The sequence below is a fragment of the Candidatus Pseudothioglobus sp. Uisw_086 genome (genome assembly GCF_048085745.1).
Taxonomy (GTDB): Bacteria; Pseudomonadota; Gammaproteobacteria; order PS1; family Pseudothioglobaceae; genus Pseudothioglobus.
Genome location: NZ_CP159803.1, coordinates 1,691,807 through 1,709,940, shown reverse-complemented (window position 1 = coordinate 1,709,940; position 18,134 = coordinate 1,691,807). Strand labels below are relative to the sequence as shown.

Genomic DNA, 18,134 nt, shown 5'->3' with positions numbered 1-18,134 from the left:
TTAATTTTTTAAAGATTATTTATCTCATTATAAAAGGATTGCTCATTGGTTCAGAAGAGGTATTAATCCAGGTTGTTTTAGTTCTAGTGTATTCATGAATAGCATCTATGCCAGCCTCTCTGCTACCACCACTTTGCTTCACTCCACCAAAAGGAGCAATAGGTGATATTGCTCGATAAGTATTAATCCAAACAATCCCAGACTGTATTTTTTCACTAACGCGATGAGCTCTTGCTAGGTTTTCAGTAAATACTCCTGCACCAAGACCATAAGCAGAGTCATTTGCCATCCTTATGGCTTCTTCCTCAGTGTCAAATGCAATGACACTTATTACTGGTGCAAATAGTTCTGTTTTAACGCAATCAAATTCCTGATTAGGACAATCAAGTAGAGTAGGCTCAAAGTACCATCCTTCTTTTTTATGACTTGGCTTGTTCCCTCCAAAAATAAGGCTAGCTCCTTGCTTAATAGACTGTTTAACAACGCTTAGCGCTCTTTCGACCTGATGTTTTGTGGCAAGAGGACCAACCTGTGTATCACTATCTAAGGGGTCACCAACTATAATATTTTTTGCGCGCTCTTTAATCTTGTCAACTATTTTAGAGTGTATTGATCTTTGAATAAAAACGCGCGAGCCAGCAACACAGCTTTGCCCAGAAGCTCCAAAGTTTCCTGCAATAATGCCATTTACTGCCCCATCAATATTGCAGTCTTCAAATATTAGCATGGGTGATTTACCACCAAGCTCAAGACTTACATGAGCAAAGTTTTCAGCACTATTCCTAACAATATGTCTCGCAACTTCAGTGCCTCCAGTAAAAGCAATTCTCGCAACTTTTGGGTGCGTAGTTAATACACGCCCACAGGGCTCTGCAAAGCCAGTTATGATATTTATAACTCCAGGAGGAAAGCCACTTTTTTCAACTAATTCAGCAAATTTAAATAATGCAGCTGGGGCCTGCTCCGACGCTTTTACTACTAGTGTATTTCCAGCAGCTAAAGCAGGAGCTATTTTCGTTGCTGAAAGGAAAAGTTGAGCATTCCAAGGAACAATAGCAACAACAACCCCAATAGGTTCACGGGTTGTAAAAACACGCATATCAGGCTTGTCAATAGGAAGAACTTCTCCCTGTATTTTGTCTGCTAGGCCCGCATAGTAATAGTAATAGTCAGAAACATAGCTGGATTGAGCGCGAGTTTCAACCGCTAATTTTCCACTATCCCTAGTTTCGAGATCACCTAATTCACTAGCATGTTCAGAGATTAAATCACCAAGCCTATGAATTAACTTCCCTCTTTGAGTGGGGGTAAGGTTTGACCAGGTATTATCATAGAGTGCTTTATGTGCAGACTCTATAGCAAAGTTAGACTCATCTTCTGTTGCAGATGGAAAGGTTGCCCATGGCATACCATTTGCAGGATTAAGAGTCTCAAAGCGCTCTGATCCAGAACTAAACTTACCATTAATGTAGTGTTTAAAGTGCTCCATGTCCCTTCCTCTTTAAGTAAATTCAGGCATCACTTTGTCAATAAAAAGCTCTAAAGATTTCTTTTTCTTTTCAAAGCTCATGCTACTATCAATCCAGTAACTATATTCGTCAAAACCAAGATTCTCGCAAAATTTAATACGCTCAATAACTTCATCAGGAGTTCCTATAATACTATTTTGACGCATTTTTTCAGGTGAGTACATTTCAATCTTAGACATTTCTTCATCCGTAAGTTTCTCAATAAGCCCTTGACTAATAGGCCTTTCATTTTTAAACCATGCACCAAAATAACAGTAGAATCTAGATATATCTTTAGCGCCTTGAACAACTTCTTCTTCACTCTCACCCACAAATGTATGGCGTAATACCATTATTTTTGGACGCTCTATATCTTTAAATTTCTCACAGGAGTTATTGAATTTTTCCATCAATGAGACAACCTCATCATCACCAAGCCATAGAGGAGTTACTTGAACATTGCAGCCCTGCTGAACTGCAAAGTCATGAGAGTTTTGATCTCTAGCAGCAATCCAAATTGGTGGGTGAGGAGATTGTAGGGGTTTTGGTGAGCTAGTAGTTTTTGGGAAGGACCAGTGCTCACCTTCACCTGTGTAGTCACCTCTCCACAAGCCCTTAATTGCTGGGACAATTTCTCTCATAGCGCTTCCAGCTGAAAAAGGATCTATACCATCTGCAAGGCGGTCATACTCAAAAGAGTAAGCTCCTCGAGCTATACCAATTTCAAGTCGACCTCCTGAAATAATATCGGTCATTGCTGCTTCTTCAGCAAGCTTAATTGGGTGCCAAAAGGGGGCAATAATTGTTCCAGTTCCGAGCCTAACATTCTTTGTTTTGTTGGCTAAATCAGCTAGATTAATAAATGGGTTTGGAGCAATAGTAAAGTTCATGCCGTGATGTTCACCAGTCCATATTGTTTTGAAACCTGACCTATCAGCTATTTGATATAGCTCGACATACTCCTCATATAAGCGTTTTTGTGACTGCTCTTCATCTATCCTTTCCATTTGAGCAAATAAAGAAAAATTCATATTAATAGCTCCTACACATTTTGATTAGTTTTACTTATAGCCTCTACATTGCCTTCACTTTCCTTACCCACAAATACTCCAAAAGCATTTAAATCTCTTTCTGCAATATAGCGTTTAAGCATTATTCTACTTGCATCATCAGCTAGAAGTTCAAACGGTATTGAATCAAATTCATAGAATTTTCCAGTAGTTATAGATGAGCCATCTTCGACTTTTGTGCGGTAATATATAAGACTAGTTTTATCATCATTATTTTCAAATACTGAAAATAGATAGTGTTCATTGATATGTATTTTTTGCTTTTGGAGACTTCCAAGAAGACTTTCTTCGTCAGAAGTTGAACCCAGTCTTGAAGCATTAGGGAAATAAAGCATCCCAGTTGTTTGATCTGTAAGAAGAAATATTTTTTTTCGCCATTCAATTAACGCCCCAACAATTATTTTTGTGTTTTTATTTTCCATAGCAAGGAGCATTTTTTGTTCAAGTCCGAGATTAACATAATTTCCTCGTAAATAAACCAATGGGGTTTGTGGATTGTATCCAAACTCTCTTACCTTTCCAATAAGAATAAGGTGATCGCCACCCTCTATAATATTATCCGTATCACAATCAAACCAGGCAACTGAGTCAGATATGATAGGGCTTCCTGTAGTTTTTGATTTCCAAGAAATATTTTTAAAGCGATCAGTTTCAGGACTTGCAAAAGTGGTTGATATATGTTGCTGACTTTCAGAGAGAACACTAACTGCAAAACTTCCACCTTTAGAAAACGACTCTATGTTGAAAGACTCCTTGTCAATACATATCAATATTAATTGAGGCTCTAACGACACTGAAGTGAAAGAATTCGCAGTAAATCCTACTGGACTTCCATCTTTATCTTTGGCTGTAACCACAGTTACCCCTGTTGGAAAAGAGCCAAGTGCTTGTCTTAGATCCCGTGTTTCTTCTGTTTTCATGTAGTAGTATTGGTAGTGTTATTAAGAAAATGTTCTATTATTGAGCTAACTTTTTTTGCCGATATATATGCCATCATATGCGCCTCACTTTCAATGGACTCACTCCAGCTATTTGGAGTTTCTTGAGCCATTTGTTCAGACATTAGCGAAGTAGAGTTAGGGTCTTCACTCCCGGTTAAGTATAAAACAGGTGGTTGTAAGTTTGAAAGATTATTTACAAAAACTCGATCAGATGTAGCAAATAAATAGTAAGCTTCTGCGTAAGCTTTTGGCGAGGTATTGTTAAGCCAGCTTCGAACATTATTAATCTTCAGTAAATCATCAGGGCTGGTTTTATTTTTAAACCACCTTTCAAGTGTTTGACTAATATTAGTTATTTGTTGAGATTTAAAGACATCTTTAGCCCTCATAATTACATCATCTTGCGCTTTTTTAGTTCTCTTAAAGACAATATTTATGGGAATGAGTGTGTCAACTTTTCTAGGATATTTTAATGCGAATGCAACTGCAATAATTGCCCCCATGGAGTGTCCAATTAATGAAAAGTTTGTAACTCCAATCTCATTAACAAGATTGTATAGTTGAGTTACATAGTCTTCTAGGGTGAGTTTGTCCTTTTTGAGCACGCTTTTTCCATGACCTAAAAAGTCATAAGTTATTACGCGATAATCTTTTGAAAAATGTTCAACTTGAGGCTGCCATATTTCTCCACACATTCCAACACCATGTATAAAAATCAATGTAGCAGGTTCGTCTCCAAAGATTTTGTAGGCTGTACCATCTTTATCAAAAAGAGAGGGGATATCTGAATAATTGCTTAATTCAAGGTCTTTCACAAGCCAGTCCATTAATAAATTTTTGTAAAATATACTTACAGGGCACACACCTTTTTCTCTCACTGCCTGCCGACTTGAGTAATAAGAAATATAGAGTATTAAATGTTATGTGTCAAGGGACAAAAATATGCGATTTTTTTAAGAATATGGCTTATTATCTAAAAAAAATTACTTAATATCTAAAAAAATGATTAAAAAATGGTAATTTGACTATTTTTATATATAAAAACATTGTTATTAGTTAAAAAATAGCTAAAAATAGCTCATTTTTATGAAAATTAATGTATTTATATTAAAAAATACCCTTAAATAGTGTTTTTAACTCATCATTTACGAAGCAATCTATAACTAGGTGATACCTATCAATATTACTATTATTGCTAACGGAATGATGTTTCGTAACGTCAAGGTAGTAATAGTGCCCTGTTTTGAGATTAAATAACTTGCCTTTTAGATCATTTTCATTTTCATAAAAAGTAAAAATAACATCATTATTGGTCCTAATTGGAATATGAAGCCTGGCAATCTTTTTATTTTTAATATCATCATCTATATTGTCTGTATGCTTTTTAAGAGACTTGCCTGCAACTAATTTTGTAAATCGAATTCTCTCAAAATTACAAGGTAGCTTAGAGATCATTTCACTTATTGGCTTCATAGTAGGTTCATTGAATAGAGAAGTCCACTGCAATTGAGTGTCAACTTCTACCTTGGTATCTACAAAACCTGGTTTAAATATATCTGATGCATTTGAGCCAAACCCGTGAAGAGATAATGCTGTCCAAATATTATTGTTTTTATAAGGCGTTATTTGAGTTAACAGTTGAAAATTCATTCCATCGAGGTAATCCGCAACACCTGATAAATCACCCTCATAGGGCTCTATTGGAATTCTTAAATTATGCACTTAATTCTATTACGATTTTTAGTTGTTAGTATGTGTCGATATGCCTAGTGAAGTTCCAGCAAGAACTTTATCTGAATCGGACCCATCAAGAACCCAGCCATTTGTTAGCATTCTTGTCATGTATTGTTTGTTATATAGGAAACTTACAATAATTTGCCAAATACCGCCAGTTACTATCGTGAAAAGAAGATGAAGCGCCCCAACACCTAATTCACCTCTAAACAATGGAACAAACCAACCAAAGATGAGATATGTCCAACTATAACCATAAAAACCTGTCTTCACCATTCCACTTTGAGTATGCTTAATATTTATTTTTGTTGCCATTTATATTTATTCATTTGAAATCATCTCTAAATTATATTTCAATATAAACACAGAGTGAACAAAAGTATCTCAGAAATAACTGAATTGAAGCCCTCTTAAAGTAGGACATTCTGGCAGTCTAAAACTGTGTAGTGAAATCAAGGGCTTTTTCACCACTAATAAAGCCATTTTTGTATATGGATTTTTTGCCACATATTTTTTGTGTCCTGTAACATTTTGCAAATGAAAAACTTTACAGTTACCTACTATGTAGAAAATCATGAAGAGGTGGATTTTGTTACATATGATTTTGATGCAGAAAATTTAGAGTCACTTCAACTTCAACTTCAACAAAGTGAAGGGATTTCTCAAAGATGGTGGAAACATTTCTACACTCAACACTTAGCACCTGATCAAACAACTAGTCTTGATGATATTACTGATTGGGGTTATTTTTATATTGAAGATACAGATGGTAATGTGGCGTTTTGCAACAATGATGAGTATCTTGAACTACTTCTTAAAGATAAACAAACATTTATTAATAAGTTAATAAAGAAGAATATAACAAATCCAGTAGTCGTTCATCAAAGTAAGAAGAGTTAAATCCAGTTGTATTTTTGACTGACTGATTTTGTAAGTTGGAGACACCTAACAAAGTCATATTTATAATAAAATAAAAATTATGATGAATAACTTTGTTAAACACTCAATAATTAGATTTGTTACAAAAGAATTGACAACGATTATTGATGACACTAAATCATCAACCTATAACTTTACTAAGGTCAGAACAAACTTTTCAGATGATTCCTTTAATATCACTAGAGTTGACGGAATGTCTGAAGGATCATTACATATGTTAATTCACAGAATTATGTACGTAGAAAAACACTATCTGAGGTTTTTAGATTCTGAAATGATGAATGAAGTTGAAGAAGACCCAGATTCAAGATGGTGGGTTGATCATGATCATGAGGATTATGAAAAGATTGATGAATTTTTATCTGATATTTATTATGATTGTATCTTTAATGTTTACGAGTACCTAACTAATGACATTGGTAGTGATGTCAAGGATGAATTTAAAGATTATTTAAATCTTTAATTTAAAGAAAATTTACATTTAGGATAACCACTACATCCTACAAACTGGGCACCTCTTTTTGACCATGATTTTTATTTAACAGTCTCCAGTTTGATTGAATTTTTTGACAAATTTAAAGTCGCACTAATAGAATCTAGATACAATAAGTACTCTGATGAACAGGATAAAAGTATTGTGCCTATTGTTAACTTTGTTTTTTCCAATCATGAGTAATTCAAGTGGAAAAATAAATTTAGAAGAATATATTAATTCATTCTCATGGGACAAAAGAATAGTCCTATTTATTACAAAAGATATTCATTTCATTAATGAAACTGACGATTTTTTTAAAACAAATAGTTGTGAAAATGAAGCAAGAAATTTGAAGTACATTAGAATTGTTGGAGATGATATTAATAAATATACTATTCCAGATAGATATAAGAATAAATATGGACTTTGGTTAATTGGTTATGATGGTGGAGACAAATCATATTCAAATGACACCTCATTACTAAAAGAAATTCACAATATTATTGATGCAATGACAATAAGAAAGAGTGAAATGTCTGAACAAAATGAAAAATGTAATTAAGGTTTTGTAACTGATTTACTTACACGTTTTTTTTGTCCTATTGGAGCAGGGGTTGAAGAGGGGTCGGTTATTGTACGACTATTACCAGTGCTGGGCGGACTAATCGACCATTTAAAGTAAATCCAACTTGGATAACCTCTAAAACAGTGTTTGATATTTTGTCTGGCATCGGCGCCATAGTTACTGCCTCATGCAATTCTGGGTTAAATTTTTCATCAACAGGGTTTATGGCCTCAACCCCAAACTTTTCAAGAGTTGACATAAAAACTTTATTTGTAAGCTCAATTCCTTCAATTGTGTTTTCTAGAGTTGCATTTTCATCCATTGCTAGCTTAAGTCCCATTGAAAGAGAGTCGTTGACCTCTAATAGGGCTTTGACGAAACCATCAAGCGCATATTTATGGGCATTCTCAAGGTCTTTTGATGTACGCCTCTTAAGGTTTTCCATCTCGGCTTGGGAGCGTAAAAGCTTGTCCCAATTATCTTTCGCAGACTGCTGTGCCTCTAAAAGCTGAGTCGCTAAATCTTCATTTTTGTTATCATCAAGTACATCTTCTTGAGCCTCATTAGAGGTATCATCTTGAGTTTTTTGTTCTTTCTTTTTTGTCATTTTTTAACCAAACTAATGTATATTTAACATGTTATGTAGTTACTTTTTAGTATATTTCAAGGCCTATGTTTAATTCTATTGGCGTTATCTGTAAACCAAACGATTTTACCAGTCAAAAAACTGCTCTGGAGCTTGGTGTTCTCCTTAAAGATCTTGGTGTTATTTTGTTAGAGGATCAAAAAGACTTTGAGAAAAATGCTGATCTAATTATTGTTGTTGGTGGTGACGGTACCATATTGAATACCGCAAGAACTTATGTAGACTTCAATATTCCTATACTTGGAGTTAATTTAGGACGCCTTGGTTTTCTTGCTGACGTTTCAGTTGACTCAATGACGCCAGTTGTTAGTATGGTTCTAAATGGTGAGTTTATCAAAGAGAAAAGATCTCTTTTAAGCTGTCAAATTGAACAAAATGGTAAAGTATTGTCAAAACATCTAGCATTTAATGAGGTGGTAATTCATAGGAATGAAACTCCAAGAATGATAGAGTTTGAACTGAATGTTGATGGAGACTTTGTGAACAATCAGAGGGCAGATGGAATTATAGTTACCACACCTACTGGCTCTACTGCGTATGCACTTTCTAGCGGAGGCCCAATTATGCATCCGAGTACAAATGCGATTTGCCTAGTATCAATCAGCCCTCATACAATGAGTCATAGACCGTTCATTCTTGATGGCGAAAGTGAGGTATTGATTACTCTTTTAGATTGCGAAGATAGGGCAACAATTAGTTTTGATGCTCAGTCCTCAGTTCATGCATCAGAAGGGGTTGCTCTTAGAGTGAAGCAACATGAAAATTTTGTCCATCTAATTCATCCAAAAGGTTACGACTATTTTGAAATTATTAGGTCTAAGCTTCATTGGGGCCAAAAAGTTTAATAAATTAAAGATATGCTTGAGCACTTACATGTAAAAAATTTAGTTGTTGTCGAAGACTTAAGTGTTGAGTTTAAGTCTGGTATGACTGTTGTGACTGGGGAGACGGGTGCAGGTAAATCAATCTTAATTCAGGCATTAAGTTTAGTTGCTGGAGGGCGTTCTGATTCCTCTCTCGTTAGGAAAGGCGCAAGTAAGGCTGAAATTGTGGCTACATTTAGTTTGAATTCTGGAACCGAACTTCAAACTTTTTTAGAGGGCTTGGATTTAGAAAATGAGAATGAATGCATCTTACGAAGAGTTATTGCTTCGGATGGAAAGTCTCGTTCATACGTCAATGGCTCTAATGTGCCTTTATCAACACTAAAAGATATTGGCAGTTTTTTGATTGATATGCATGGCCAAAATGAGCATCAGCTGTTACTTCGAGCGAACCATCATCGCTTGCTACTTGATGATTATGCCGGCACTCAAAAGCAGTGTGAAGAGGTAAATAATATTGTCAACAATTATCAAGTGGTCAAGAATGAGGTTGAAGACTTACAAAATAATAACTCTCTCCTTGCAGCCCAAAAAGAGTTAATAACCCATCAACTGAATGAACTTATTCAGGCTGAAATCACTCAGGATGAGTTAGATAATATTGAGGATGACTATAAAGTCTCCACAAACGCAAGCGAGCTTGTTGAAAAAATTTCTAAGATAATAGACTCTCTTGACAATGAATCAGGCGTTAATAATATGTTAATTGAAAGTGAGAATATTGTTAATCAGTCGAAAGAGCTTGATTCGCGGTTAGACACAATACATTCATTACTGGCAAGTGCCCAGCTTCAAGTTCAAGAAGGAATTTATGACTTGACAGATTACCTCGGTAAAATTAGCAGCCAAGAAGATAATTCAGTTCAACTTAGCTCTAGAATTAATGAGCTTCATGAGCTTGGTCGTAAGCACAATTGTCAAATTCAAGGGCTACTTGAGGCACAATCAACTTTGCAAGAAAATCTTAATATGTTAGGCTCATCGAGCGATAAGATAAATGAGTTATTACTCGCGCAAAGTAAACTTGAGAAAGAATATTATGCTAAGTCAAAGTTATTGAGCGCTGAAAGAGTAATTGCTAGCAAATCTCTTTCAAAAGAGGTTACAAGCTTAATGCAAAAACTTGGAATGCCTGGGAGTGAAATTACTTTTAGCATTAACTCTTCTGAAGGATCTGTAAGGCTTAATGGTATGGAGGAAATTATCATTCTTACAAAAACTAACGCTGGGCAGGATTTTAAACCACTAGGTAAAGTAGCCTCGGGTGGAGAGTTATCAAGAATATCTCTAGCACTTTCAGTTGTCACAAGTAAAACTGAGCTCACCCCATCAGTTGTATTCGATGAAGTCGACGTAGGTATCAGTGGATCAGTTGCTGAAATTGTTGGCCAAATGTTAAAAAAATTATCAAATCGATATCAAATTATTTGTGTAACTCACCTTGCTCAGGTTGCAGCGCAGGGACAAGATCATATGAAGGTTGTAAAAACGCAAAAAAATGGCTCAACTTTTACCCAAGTTGCAAGCTTAAGTCCGAAAGAAAGGACGGACGAAGTGGCAAGAATCTTAGGTGGGATTACAATCAGTGATAAAACTCGAATAGCTGCTGAAGAGATGATAAATTCAAGCTCTTAATCAACTAAATCTTTTTTGAAAATAAGCTTTAATAAATTGCGTAAATTTATTTTGCTTCACAGTAAATAAATTGTCTTTGTAGGACTTGACTATTAAACATTAAATTGTATAATATTTCGTTTGTGCATAGTCAGGGTGAATATCGAAAAAGTGAAATCAATAAGCTCACTTATTCAATACTTTCTCCTAGCTTTAATTGTTGTTTTTTATGCCACTGATGGTTTTGCAGTTGCTGCCTTTTATGGCGCCTTAGTAAGTTTAAGCAATACCTGGATATTTAATTGGTATACAAAAAAACAAAAAGCATTGGTTGATGCTGATGCACAAAAAAGCTTTAGGATGGCGATCAGCAGCAGTATCAGTAGGATGCTCTCTCTAATCCTACTAGCTTTAATTGGACTTGGTTTTTTAGAACTTGAGCCCGCAGCTCTCTGTTTGAGTTTAGTTGTTGGTCAGGTAGGATTTATATTAGATAGGTTAAGGCAAAAATAATGGCAAGTGGTGAACTAACATCTGGCGCTTATATTAAGCACCATTTACAAAATTTAACTTACGGAAAATTTCCAGATGGTCATTGGGGGTTTGCTGAAAGTGCTTTAGAAGCAAAAGAAATGGGTTTCATGGCTTTCCATGTTGATACTCTTGGATTTTCTTTTGTTTTAGGCGCGCTATTTTTATTCTTTTTTGCTAGAGCAGCAAAACGTGCTTCTATTGACGCTCCAAGTGGGTTTCAAAATTTTGTAGAAAGCATTATTGAATTTATTGATGAAAATGTACGTGGTTCTTTCAGTGGTAAAAACCCTATGGTTGCCCCTCTTGCTTTAACGACATTTATTTGGATAATCTTAATGAATACGATGGATTTAGTGCCTGTTGATTGGCTTCCATCTCTAGCTGTTGTTCTAGGTATTGATTTTCTTAAGGTGGTTCCAACAACCGACCCTAATGCTACATTCGGAATGTCTATCGGTATTTTCATATTAATTCTTTACTACAGTATTAAAGAAAAAGGCCTTGGTGGATTTGTAGGCGAACTAACGCTCCATCCTTTTGGTAAATGGATGTTGCCTTTTAACTTCTTTTTAGAAGGGGTGAACTTACTGGCAAAGCCAGTTTCTCTTGCATTACGTTTATTTGGAAACATGTATGCAGGTGAAATGATCTTCATTCTAATTGCACTGTTGCCATTCTGGATTCAGTGGAGCCTGTCTTTACCGTGGGCTATTTTTCATATCTTAATTGTATTACTTCAGGCATTTATCTTTATGACTTTAGTGATTGTATATATGGATATGGCACACCAAAAAGAGCATTAATTTTTTTTAAACAGTTTTTATAAGTAGGAGTAAAAAATGGAACAAAGTATATTATTTTTAGCAGGATCTATCTTAATGGGTTTAGGTGCATTAGGCGCTGCTGTAGGTATCGGTATTCTTGGCGCTAAATTCATTGAAGGTGCTGCGCGTCAGCCGGAACTTATTCCAATGCTAAGAACACAAATGTTTATTGTTATGGGACTTGTTGATGCGGTACCTATGATCGCAGTTGGTATATCAATGTATATATTGTTTGCGGTTGCTGGATAAATTGTATTCTTTTAATAATTAAGGGTATTAAGTTATGAATATTAACCTTACACTCATTGGGCAAACAATCATGTTTGCCATGTTTGTCTTGTTCTGTATGAAGTTTGTTTGGCCTCCACTCGTTGAGGCAATGGCTGCTCGCAAAAAGGCAATCGAAGATGGATTAAAAGCTGCAGAACTTGGAAAAGAAGAGCATGCTTTAGCCCAGAAAAATGCTGAAGATCTGATAGAAAGTACTAAAACCCAAGCGGCTGAAATTATTGCAAATGCTGATAAACAAGCTAATGGAATGATTGATAAAGCTAAAGGCACAGCTTCTGAAGAGGCTGATAAGATTAAAGCACACGCTAAGTCTGAACTAGACCAAGAGGTTGTGAAGGCACGTAATGAGCTTAAAAATCAAGTCTCAACTTTGGTTATGCAGGGAGTCAACTCAGTTTTAGAGAAAGAAGTTGATGCTAAGGCACATAAAGATATGCTTTCTAAGTTGTCTCAATCACTCTAGGACGGTAGGATGGAACTATCAACAATTGCCAAGCCATACGCTCAAGCGATTTTTGAAATTGCTGAACAAAGTAATTCTGTTTTAGGATGGAGTGACTTTTTAGCTGCTGCTACTGTAATTATGGCTGATAAAAATACAAAGACTTTTATTGCATCTCCAAGCAAAAGTAAAAATCAAAAATTTGATTTAATTTCTGCTTTAATTGCAAGAATGACTTCAAAAGATTTAAGTAAACAAGAGGCGGCTTTTATTAATCTTGTTTTAAACAATGATCGTTCGAGTGCAATTAGCAGTATAGCTAATGTGTTTGAATCGACAGTTTCTAATGCTAACAAGAGCAAGAACTTTAAAGTTATTAGCGCTTATGAGCTTAGTGAAGACGAACAAAAAGCAATCGTTAAAGATTTAACAAGTAAACATAAAACAACTGTATCTGTTGAAACTGAAATTGATATGACCCTTAAAGGTGGTGTCATTATTAAAGAAGGTGATAAGGTAATTGATACATCAATTAAGGCAAAAGTAGATGCCCTTGGCGTCTCCTTGTCTGTAAATTAATTTTATAAAGAGAGGTTAGTTATGCAATTAAATGCTTCTGAAATCAGTGATTTAATTAAAAAAGAAATAGAGGGGTTTGACTTTTCAGCTGAAGCTCGCACAGAAGGCACAGTAATTAGTGTAAGTGATGGAATCGTTCGTATTCATGGTCTAGCAGATGCTCAGTTTGGTGAGATGCTAGAATTTCCAGGAAATACTTTTGGTTTAGCGCTTAACCTTGAACAAGATTCTGTTGGTGCAGTTGTATTAGGTGACTACCTTCACATTTCAGAAGGCGACACTGTTAAGTGTACAAATCGAATTATGGAAGTGCCAGTTGGTAATGAGCTGCTTGGACGCGTTGTTAATCCTCTTGGAGTAGACCTAGAGGGTAAGGGAGAAATAAAAACATCTATCACTCGCCCAATTGAGGTTGTTGCTCCTGGCGTTATTGAAAGACAATCAGTTGATCAACCAATTCAAACTGGTATTAAGGCGATTGATGCAATGGTTCCAATTGGACGTGGTCAGCGAGAACTTATTATTGGTGATCGCCAAACTGGAAAAACTGCAGTTGCAATTGATGCCATTATTAATCAAAAAGGTACAGGCGTTAAATGTATCTATGTTGCAATTGGACAAAAGGCGTCTTCAATTGCTACTGTAGTTCGCAAGCTAGAAGAGCATGGAGCATTAGAGCATACTATTATTGTTGCTGCAGCCGCTTCTGACTCTGCAGCTCTTCAATATATTGCTCCTTACGCTGGATGTGCAATGGGCGAATATTTCAGAGATCGTGGCGAAGATGCACTAATTGTTTATGATGATTTGACAAAGCAAGCGTGGGCATACCGCCAAGTATCGCTTCTTTTAAAGCGCCCACCAGGACGTGAAGCATATCCAGGTGATGTATTCTATCTTCACTCTCGTTTATTAGAAAGAGCATCAAGAGTTAATGCGGAGTATGTAGAAAAAGCAACAAATGGAGAGGTGAAAGGTAAGACAGGTTCTTTGACAGCTCTTCCTATAATTGAAACTCAGGCTGGAGACGTTTCGGCGTTTGTTCCAACAAATGTAATTTCCATTACAGACGGTCAAATCTTCTTAGAAACAGACCTATTTAACTCTGGTATTCGACCGGCAATTAATGCGGGCCTTTCAGTTTCTAGAGTTGGCGGTGCAGCACAAACGAAAATTGTTAAAAAGCTTGGTGGTAGTATTCGCCTTGACTTAGCACAGTATCGTGAATTAGCGGCGTTTGCTCAGTTTGCATCTGATTTAGATGCTGAAACTAAAGCTCAAATTGATCGAGGCATACGCGTAACCGAACTAATGAAGCAAGCACAATACTCCCCTCTAAATGTTGCTGAAACTGCGACGTCACTTTTTGCTGCTAATTCTGGCGCACTAGATGATGTTGAGGCGAATAAAGTTGTTGCATTTGAAGGCGCACTCTTAGCTTATATGAATGCTAATCAGGCTGAATTGATGGCATCTATTAATGAGTCTGGTGACTACAATGATGATATATCAGCAAAACTTCAAGCTGCTATTGATGACTTTAAAGCTAACAATACCTGGTAGAAAGATATGGCAGTAGGCAAGGAAATTAGAACACAAATTTCGAGTATTAAAAATACTCAAAAGATTACTTCGGCCATGGAAATGGTTGCCGCTTCTAAGATGAAGAAAGCGCAAGATAGAATGCTCGCTTCACGTCCGTATGCTGAAAAAATTCTTAATGTTATTGGGCATCTGACTCATGCTAACTCTGAGTTTAAACATCCATATATGACCTCTTCAGAAGAGAAAAAGCGTGTAGGAATTATAGTTATTTCAAGTGATAGAGGGCTTTGTGGTGGTTTAAACACCAATTTATTTAGAAGCCTTTTAAAAGATATAGCTGCTTTGCAATCAGATAAAGTTGAGATTGAGCTTTGTACGATTGGTAAAAAAGCAACTTCATTTTTTAAAAATACTGGACTTAAAATTAACTCTGTTCTTACTGATATTGGTGATAAGCCTCAATTTGATGATCTTTTAGGTACTATCAAAGTAATGCTTGATCGCTATGACTCAGGTGAGATTGATCAAATCATGATTGCTTATAATAAGTTTGCAAGTGCAATGACACAAGTCCCAACTGTCAAGCAAATTGTGCCAATGGAGGTTACTGATGAAACCAGTAAGGATCACCACTGGGACTATTTATATGAACCAGATGCAGAGAGTGCACTAAGCGCACTATTAGTTAGGTATATCGAAGCATTAGTTTATCAAGGAATTGTAGAAAACATTGCTTGTGAGCAATCTTCTAGAATGATAGCCATGCATAGCGCAACAGAAAATGCAGGTGATATGATTGATGAGCTACAATTAATTTATAACAAGGCAAGGCAGGCAGCTATTACTCAGGAAATATCTGAGATTGTAGCAGGCGCTGCTGCTGTTTAAAGATTTAAAAAAAGGAAAAGCAAATGAGTATAGGCAAAATTACACAAATTATTGGTGCGGTTATTGATGTCGAGTTTCCATCTGACTCAATACCTAAAATATATAACGCACTTCATGTTACTAAAGCAAACCTTACTTTAGAGGTTCAGCAACAACTTGGAGACAATGTTGTTAGAACAATTGCTATGGGTGGATCTGAAGGGCTTCAGCGAGGATTAGAAGTTACCGATAAAGGCAAGGCAATCACTGTGCCAGTTGGAACAAAAACTCTTGGACGAATCATGAATGTACTTGGGGAGCCAATTGATAACGCTGGCGAAATTGGTTCAGAGGCTGAATGGGAAATTCATCGCTCTGCTCCTGCATATGAAGAATTAGCACCTGCTACAGAGTTGCTTGAAACAGGCATTAAGGTAATTGACTTAGTTTGCCCGTTTGCAAAAGGTGGTAAGGTCGGATTATTTGGCGGTGCTGGTGTTGGAAAGACTGTAAACATGATGGAACTTATTCGTAACATTGCCATTGAGCACTCAGGTTACTCAGTGTTTGCAGGTGTTGGTGAGCGAACTCGAGAAGGTAACGACTTCTATCATGAAATGAAAGACTCAAATGTACTCGATAAAGTATCACTAGTATATGGACAGATGAATGAGCCTCCAGGAAATAGGCTTCGTGTTGCTTTAACTGGACTTACTATGGCTGAATATTTCCGTGATGAAGGACGTGACGTTCTTTTATTTATTGATAATATTTACCGTTATACGCTTGCTGGAACTGAGGTTTCTGCTTTATTGGGACGTATGCCATCAGCGGTTGGTTACCAGCCAACACTTGCAGCTGAAATGGGAGCGCTTCAAGAAAGAATTACGTCAACTAAAACTGGTTCTATCACTTCAATTCAAGCGGTATATGTTCCTGCAGATGACTTGACTGATCCATCTCCAGCGACAACATTTGCTCACCTAGATGCGACAGTAGTACTTTCGCGTCAAGTTGCAGAGCTTGGTATTTATCCTGCTGTAGATCCATTAGACTCAACTTCACGTCAGCTCGACCCGCTAGTTGTTGGTCAAGAGCATTATGATGTGGCTCGTGGAGTTCAAGGCGTACTTCAGCGCTATAAAGAATTAAAAGACATTATTGCGATTCTAGGAATGGATGAACTATCCGAAGAAGATAAGCAGACTGTATCTCGAGCTCGTAAGATTCAAAAATTCTTATCACAGCCTTTCTTTGTTGCAGAAGTATTTACCGGATCTCCTGGTAAGTATGTATCTTTGAAGGACACTATTTCTGGATTTAAAGCTATTCTTGATGGTGAGCATGATGCTATACCTGAGCAAGCTTTCTACATGACCGGCTCTATTGAAGAAGTTAAAATAAAGGCATCGGAGGCATCATAAATGGCAGTAATACACGTTGATGTAGTTTGCGCAACTGAGGAGATATACTCAGGTGAAGCAAAGTGTGTATTTGCGCCAGCTACAAACGGCGAGATTGGTGTCTACCCTATGCATGTTCCTTTAATAAGTACACTTAAACCTGGTGAAGTCAGAGTTGAAACTGAAAATGGTGTTGAATCTATTTTTGTCTCTGGTGGCATCATTGAGGTGCAGCCTGACACAGTTACAATATTTTCTGATACAGCTATTCGTGCTGGTGATTTAGATGAGTCAAAAGCCCTCGAAGCGAAAAAGCGCGCTGAAGAAGCTATGTCTAGTTCGCAGACAGAACAGGATATTTCTACTACTCAAGCAGCACTTGCTGAGTCAATGATGCAGCTTCAAATGATCTCTAAGATGAGAGGGAAGAAGCGCTAGTTTGATTTAAAGAGCACAGACTGAAAATTAACAATCTTATTGTTTGACACACGAACGCCTTCTTTTTGAAGGCGTTTTATTTTGACGCTGATGTCATCGGCAAAGCCACCTAATTCGCCGTTTGATTTAACAACTCGATGGCACGGCACGGTTGGTGCAAATGGGTTTTTATTCATTGCACTGCCAACTGCGCGATGTGCGTTGGGTCTTCCAATCATTTCCGCAAGGCCTCCATATGAAATTACATTGCCAGCAGGAATTTTTTTTAAAGCCTCATAACATTCTGATTGAAAGGATGTCATTTTAGAAAAGATTTTACTAAAGCATCATATTTATCTTGTGACTTTAACAAGAAATTACATACCTCACGAACTGCTCCATTACCACCACTCTTCTCAGTAATCATAAGTGCGTGATCTTTTACAGATTCTTGAGCATTTGCTACTGCAATTGGAAGAGCAACCCTGGTCATGACAGGTAAGTCAATGACGTCATCACCAATATAAGCTGACTCACTAGGATCGATTGAAAGTTTCTTTATTAGTTTTTCCAGAGCAATACTTTTATCAAGTATTCCATGATAATAATGTTCAACTCCAAGTCCTTTAAGTCTATGAGCAACAGATTTTGTGCTTCTTGCTGTGATTACTGCAACTTCAATTCCTGATAATTGCAATAATTTAATACCAAGACCATCTTGCGAATCAAATTTTTTCTGTTCAACACCATTGTCGTCAAAATATATCCCACCGTCAGTGAGAACACCATCAACATCTACAATTAAGAGTTTAATTTTTTTAGCTATCTCACTTACTTTTTCATTTGAGTGCATGGG

Annotated in this window: 23 protein-coding genes and 1 pseudogene; 14 read left to right on the top strand and 10 right to left on the bottom strand. The window is 36.5% G+C overall.

The window, feature by feature from the left end; all coding sequences use genetic code 11:
• Window positions 1–19 precede the first annotated feature (19 nt).
• From ABXT49_RS08635 to ABXT49_RS08610, 6 genes are all read right to left on the bottom strand, one after another.
• Window positions 20–1,489: an aldehyde dehydrogenase gene (locus ABXT49_RS08635; RefSeq protein ID WP_416651993.1), complete on the bottom strand. Its 1,470-nt coding sequence runs from the start codon at window positions 1,487–1,489 to the stop codon at window positions 20–22.
• Between the two features lie 12 nt (window positions 1,490–1,501).
• The gene (locus ABXT49_RS08630) at window positions 1,502–2,539 is read right to left on the bottom strand and encodes an LLM class flavin-dependent oxidoreductase (RefSeq protein WP_416651991.1); all 1,038 of its coding nucleotides are present in this window, start codon (window positions 2,537–2,539) and stop codon (window positions 1,502–1,504) included.
• Between the two features lie 11 nt (window positions 2,540–2,550).
• The gene (locus ABXT49_RS08625) at window positions 2,551–3,498 is read right to left on the bottom strand and encodes a flavin reductase family protein (protein WP_416651989.1); all 948 of its coding nucleotides are present in this window, start codon (window positions 3,496–3,498) and stop codon (window positions 2,551–2,553) included.
• The gene (locus ABXT49_RS08620; protein WP_416651988.1) at window positions 3,495–4,334 is read right to left on the bottom strand and encodes an alpha/beta fold hydrolase; all 840 of its coding nucleotides are present in this window, start codon (window positions 4,332–4,334) and stop codon (window positions 3,495–3,497) included. Before ABXT49_RS08620 ends, ABXT49_RS08625 begins: the two co-directional genes overlap by 4 nt.
• Window positions 4,335–4,626: 292 nt before the next feature.
• Window positions 4,627–5,241: an aspartyl/asparaginyl beta-hydroxylase domain-containing protein gene (locus ABXT49_RS08615; RefSeq protein WP_416651986.1), complete on the bottom strand. Its 615-nt coding sequence runs from the start codon at window positions 5,239–5,241 to the stop codon at window positions 4,627–4,629.
• A gap of 18 nt (window positions 5,242–5,259) precedes the next feature.
• Window positions 5,260–5,568 (bottom strand): hypothetical protein, encoded by a 309-nt coding sequence (locus tag ABXT49_RS08610; RefSeq protein WP_416651985.1) that lies wholly within the window; start codon window positions 5,566–5,568, stop codon window positions 5,260–5,262.
• A gap of 222 nt (window positions 5,569–5,790) precedes the next feature.
• Between ABXT49_RS08610 and ABXT49_RS08605 the strand changes: the two genes are divergently transcribed.
• Window positions 5,791–6,153: a hypothetical protein gene (locus tag ABXT49_RS08605; protein ID WP_416651983.1), complete on the top strand. Its 363-nt coding sequence runs from the start codon at window positions 5,791–5,793 to the stop codon at window positions 6,151–6,153.
• A 79-nt stretch (window positions 6,154–6,232) separates the two neighbouring features.
• The gene (locus ABXT49_RS08600) at window positions 6,233–6,655 is read left to right on the top strand and encodes a hypothetical protein (protein WP_416651981.1); all 423 of its coding nucleotides are present in this window, start codon (window positions 6,233–6,235) and stop codon (window positions 6,653–6,655) included.
• On the opposite strand, the pseudogene ABXT49_RS08595 reads toward ABXT49_RS08600, so the two are convergent.
• Window positions 6,652–6,717, bottom strand: a pseudogene (locus tag ABXT49_RS08595) (topoisomerase DNA-binding C4 zinc finger domain-containing protein); the annotation flags it as partial. The gene ABXT49_RS08600 and the pseudogene ABXT49_RS08595 overlap by 4 nt on opposite strands.
• A 143-nt stretch (window positions 6,718–6,860) precedes the next feature.
• Between ABXT49_RS08595 and ABXT49_RS08590 the strand changes: the two are divergent.
• Window positions 6,861–7,229, top strand: coding sequence for a DUF4174 domain-containing protein (locus ABXT49_RS08590; protein WP_416651979.1), 369 nt, complete (start codon window positions 6,861–6,863; stop codon window positions 7,227–7,229).
• 67 nt (window positions 7,230–7,296) lie between these two features.
• Here ABXT49_RS08590 and grpE read toward each other — a convergent pair whose 3' ends face one another.
• Complete coding sequence (gene grpE / locus ABXT49_RS08585) at window positions 7,297–7,839, bottom strand: nucleotide exchange factor GrpE (protein ID WP_416651978.1); 543 nt, start codon at window positions 7,837–7,839, stop codon at window positions 7,297–7,299.
• 65 nt (window positions 7,840–7,904) lie between these two features.
• On the opposite strand from grpE, the gene ABXT49_RS08580 reads away from it, so the two are divergent.
• The 11 genes from ABXT49_RS08580 to ABXT49_RS08530 all read left to right on the top strand — a co-directional run bounded on the left by ABXT49_RS08580 (window position 7,905) and on the right by ABXT49_RS08530 (window position 17,299).
• On the top strand, window positions 7,905–8,723 hold the full coding sequence (locus ABXT49_RS08580; RefSeq protein ID WP_416651976.1) for an NAD(+)/NADH kinase: 819 nt from the start codon (window positions 7,905–7,907) through the stop codon (window positions 8,721–8,723).
• 12 nt (window positions 8,724–8,735) lie between these two features.
• Entirely contained in the window at window positions 8,736–10,397 is a 1,662-nt protein-coding gene (gene recN, locus ABXT49_RS08575) for a DNA repair protein RecN (RefSeq protein WP_416651975.1), read from the top strand.
• A 150-nt stretch (window positions 10,398–10,547) separates the two neighbouring features.
• Window positions 10,548–10,889, top strand: a complete 342-nt coding sequence (locus ABXT49_RS08570; protein WP_416651972.1) for an ATP synthase subunit I — start codon at window positions 10,548–10,550, stop codon at window positions 10,887–10,889.
• Window positions 10,889–11,713: a F0F1 ATP synthase subunit A gene (gene atpB, locus ABXT49_RS08565; RefSeq protein ID WP_416651969.1), complete on the top strand. Its 825-nt coding sequence runs from the start codon at window positions 10,889–10,891 to the stop codon at window positions 11,711–11,713. Before ABXT49_RS08570 ends, atpB begins: the two co-directional genes overlap by 1 nt.
• 36 nt (window positions 11,714–11,749) lie before the next feature.
• The gene (gene atpE / locus ABXT49_RS08560; RefSeq protein ID WP_416651967.1) at window positions 11,750–11,983 is read left to right on the top strand and encodes a F0F1 ATP synthase subunit C; all 234 of its coding nucleotides are present in this window, start codon (window positions 11,750–11,752) and stop codon (window positions 11,981–11,983) included.
• Between the two features lie 34 nt (window positions 11,984–12,017).
• A complete protein-coding gene (locus ABXT49_RS08555; protein ID WP_416651964.1) occupies window positions 12,018–12,488 on the top strand; it encodes a F0F1 ATP synthase subunit B in 471 nt (156 codons plus the stop codon).
• 9 nt (window positions 12,489–12,497) lie between these two features.
• Window positions 12,498–13,046: a F0F1 ATP synthase subunit delta gene (locus tag ABXT49_RS08550; RefSeq protein ID WP_416651962.1), complete on the top strand. Its 549-nt coding sequence runs from the start codon at window positions 12,498–12,500 to the stop codon at window positions 13,044–13,046.
• A gap of 21 nt (window positions 13,047–13,067) precedes the next feature.
• A complete protein-coding gene (atpA, locus tag ABXT49_RS08545) occupies window positions 13,068–14,609 on the top strand; it encodes a F0F1 ATP synthase subunit alpha (protein ID WP_416651959.1) in 1,542 nt (513 codons plus the stop codon).
• A gap of 6 nt (window positions 14,610–14,615) precedes the next feature.
• The gene (atpG, locus tag ABXT49_RS08540) at window positions 14,616–15,479 is read left to right on the top strand and encodes a F0F1 ATP synthase subunit gamma (protein WP_416651956.1); all 864 of its coding nucleotides are present in this window, start codon (window positions 14,616–14,618) and stop codon (window positions 15,477–15,479) included.
• A 23-nt stretch (window positions 15,480–15,502) separates the two neighbouring features.
• On the top strand, window positions 15,503–16,882 hold the full coding sequence (gene atpD, locus ABXT49_RS08535) for a F0F1 ATP synthase subunit beta (RefSeq protein ID WP_416651954.1): 1,380 nt from the start codon (window positions 15,503–15,505) through the stop codon (window positions 16,880–16,882).
• Window positions 16,883–17,299: a F0F1 ATP synthase subunit epsilon gene (locus ABXT49_RS08530; protein WP_416651953.1), complete on the top strand. Its 417-nt coding sequence runs from the start codon at window positions 16,883–16,885 to the stop codon at window positions 17,297–17,299. It abuts the gene before it with no gap.
• Here ABXT49_RS08530 and ABXT49_RS08525 read toward each other — a convergent pair.
• Entirely contained in the window at window positions 17,296–17,601 is a 306-nt protein-coding gene (locus ABXT49_RS08525) for an MGMT family protein (RefSeq protein ID WP_416651951.1), read from the bottom strand. The two genes, ABXT49_RS08530 and ABXT49_RS08525, sit on opposite strands and share 4 nt — an antisense overlap.
• Window positions 17,598–18,131 (bottom strand): KdsC family phosphatase, encoded by a 534-nt coding sequence (locus ABXT49_RS08520; RefSeq protein ID WP_416651949.1) that lies wholly within the window; start codon window positions 18,129–18,131, stop codon window positions 17,598–17,600. Before ABXT49_RS08520 ends, ABXT49_RS08525 begins: the two co-directional genes overlap by 4 nt.
• Window positions 18,132–18,134 lie beyond the last annotated feature (3 nt).

Excerpts from the sequence above, each read along its gene's own strand:
- atpA (WP_416651959.1), top strand. The coding sequence starts at position 13,068 with ATGCAATTAAATGCTTCTGAAATCAGTGATTTAATTAAAAAAGAAATA.
- ABXT49_RS08525 (WP_416651951.1), bottom strand. The coding sequence starts at position 17,601 with ATGACATCCTTTCAATCAGAATGTTATGAGGCTTTAAAAAAAATTCCT.
- ABXT49_RS08605 (WP_416651983.1), top strand. The coding sequence starts at position 5,791 with ATGAAAAACTTTACAGTTACCTACTATGTAGAAAATCATGAAGAGGTG.
- ABXT49_RS08580 (WP_416651976.1), top strand. The coding sequence starts at position 7,905 with ATGTTTAATTCTATTGGCGTTATCTGTAAACCAAACGATTTTACCAGT.
- recN (WP_416651975.1), top strand. The coding sequence starts at position 8,736 with ATGCTTGAGCACTTACATGTAAAAAATTTAGTTGTTGTCGAAGACTTA.
- grpE (WP_416651978.1), bottom strand. The coding sequence starts at position 7,839 with ATGACAAAAAAGAAAGAACAAAAAACTCAAGATGATACCTCTAATGAG.
- ABXT49_RS08610 (WP_416651985.1), bottom strand. The coding sequence starts at position 5,568 with ATGGCAACAAAAATAAATATTAAGCATACTCAAAGTGGAATGGTGAAG.
- atpE (WP_416651967.1), top strand. The coding sequence starts at position 11,750 with ATGGAACAAAGTATATTATTTTTAGCAGGATCTATCTTAATGGGTTTA.
- ABXT49_RS08590 (WP_416651979.1), top strand. The coding sequence starts at position 6,861 with ATGAGTAATTCAAGTGGAAAAATAAATTTAGAAGAATATATTAATTCA.
- atpD (WP_416651954.1), top strand. The coding sequence starts at position 15,503 with ATGAGTATAGGCAAAATTACACAAATTATTGGTGCGGTTATTGATGTC.
- ABXT49_RS08520 (WP_416651949.1), bottom strand. The coding sequence starts at position 18,131 with ATGCACTCAAATGAAAAAGTAAGTGAGATAGCTAAAAAAATTAAACTC.
- ABXT49_RS08530 (WP_416651953.1), top strand. The coding sequence starts at position 16,883 with ATGGCAGTAATACACGTTGATGTAGTTTGCGCAACTGAGGAGATATAC.
- ABXT49_RS08630 (WP_416651991.1), bottom strand. The coding sequence starts at position 2,539 with ATGAATTTTTCTTTATTTGCTCAAATGGAAAGGATAGATGAAGAGCAG.
- ABXT49_RS08635 (WP_416651993.1), bottom strand. The coding sequence starts at position 1,489 with ATGGAGCACTTTAAACACTACATTAATGGTAAGTTTAGTTCTGGATCA.
- ABXT49_RS08550 (WP_416651962.1), top strand. The coding sequence starts at position 12,498 with ATGGAACTATCAACAATTGCCAAGCCATACGCTCAAGCGATTTTTGAA.
- atpB (WP_416651969.1), top strand. The coding sequence starts at position 10,889 with ATGGCAAGTGGTGAACTAACATCTGGCGCTTATATTAAGCACCATTTA.
- atpG (WP_416651956.1), top strand. The coding sequence starts at position 14,616 with ATGGCAGTAGGCAAGGAAATTAGAACACAAATTTCGAGTATTAAAAAT.
- ABXT49_RS08625 (WP_416651989.1), bottom strand. The coding sequence starts at position 3,498 with ATGAAAACAGAAGAAACACGGGATCTAAGACAAGCACTTGGCTCTTTT.
- ABXT49_RS08600 (WP_416651981.1), top strand. The coding sequence starts at position 6,233 with ATGATGAATAACTTTGTTAAACACTCAATAATTAGATTTGTTACAAAA.
- ABXT49_RS08555 (WP_416651964.1), top strand. The coding sequence starts at position 12,018 with ATGAATATTAACCTTACACTCATTGGGCAAACAATCATGTTTGCCATG.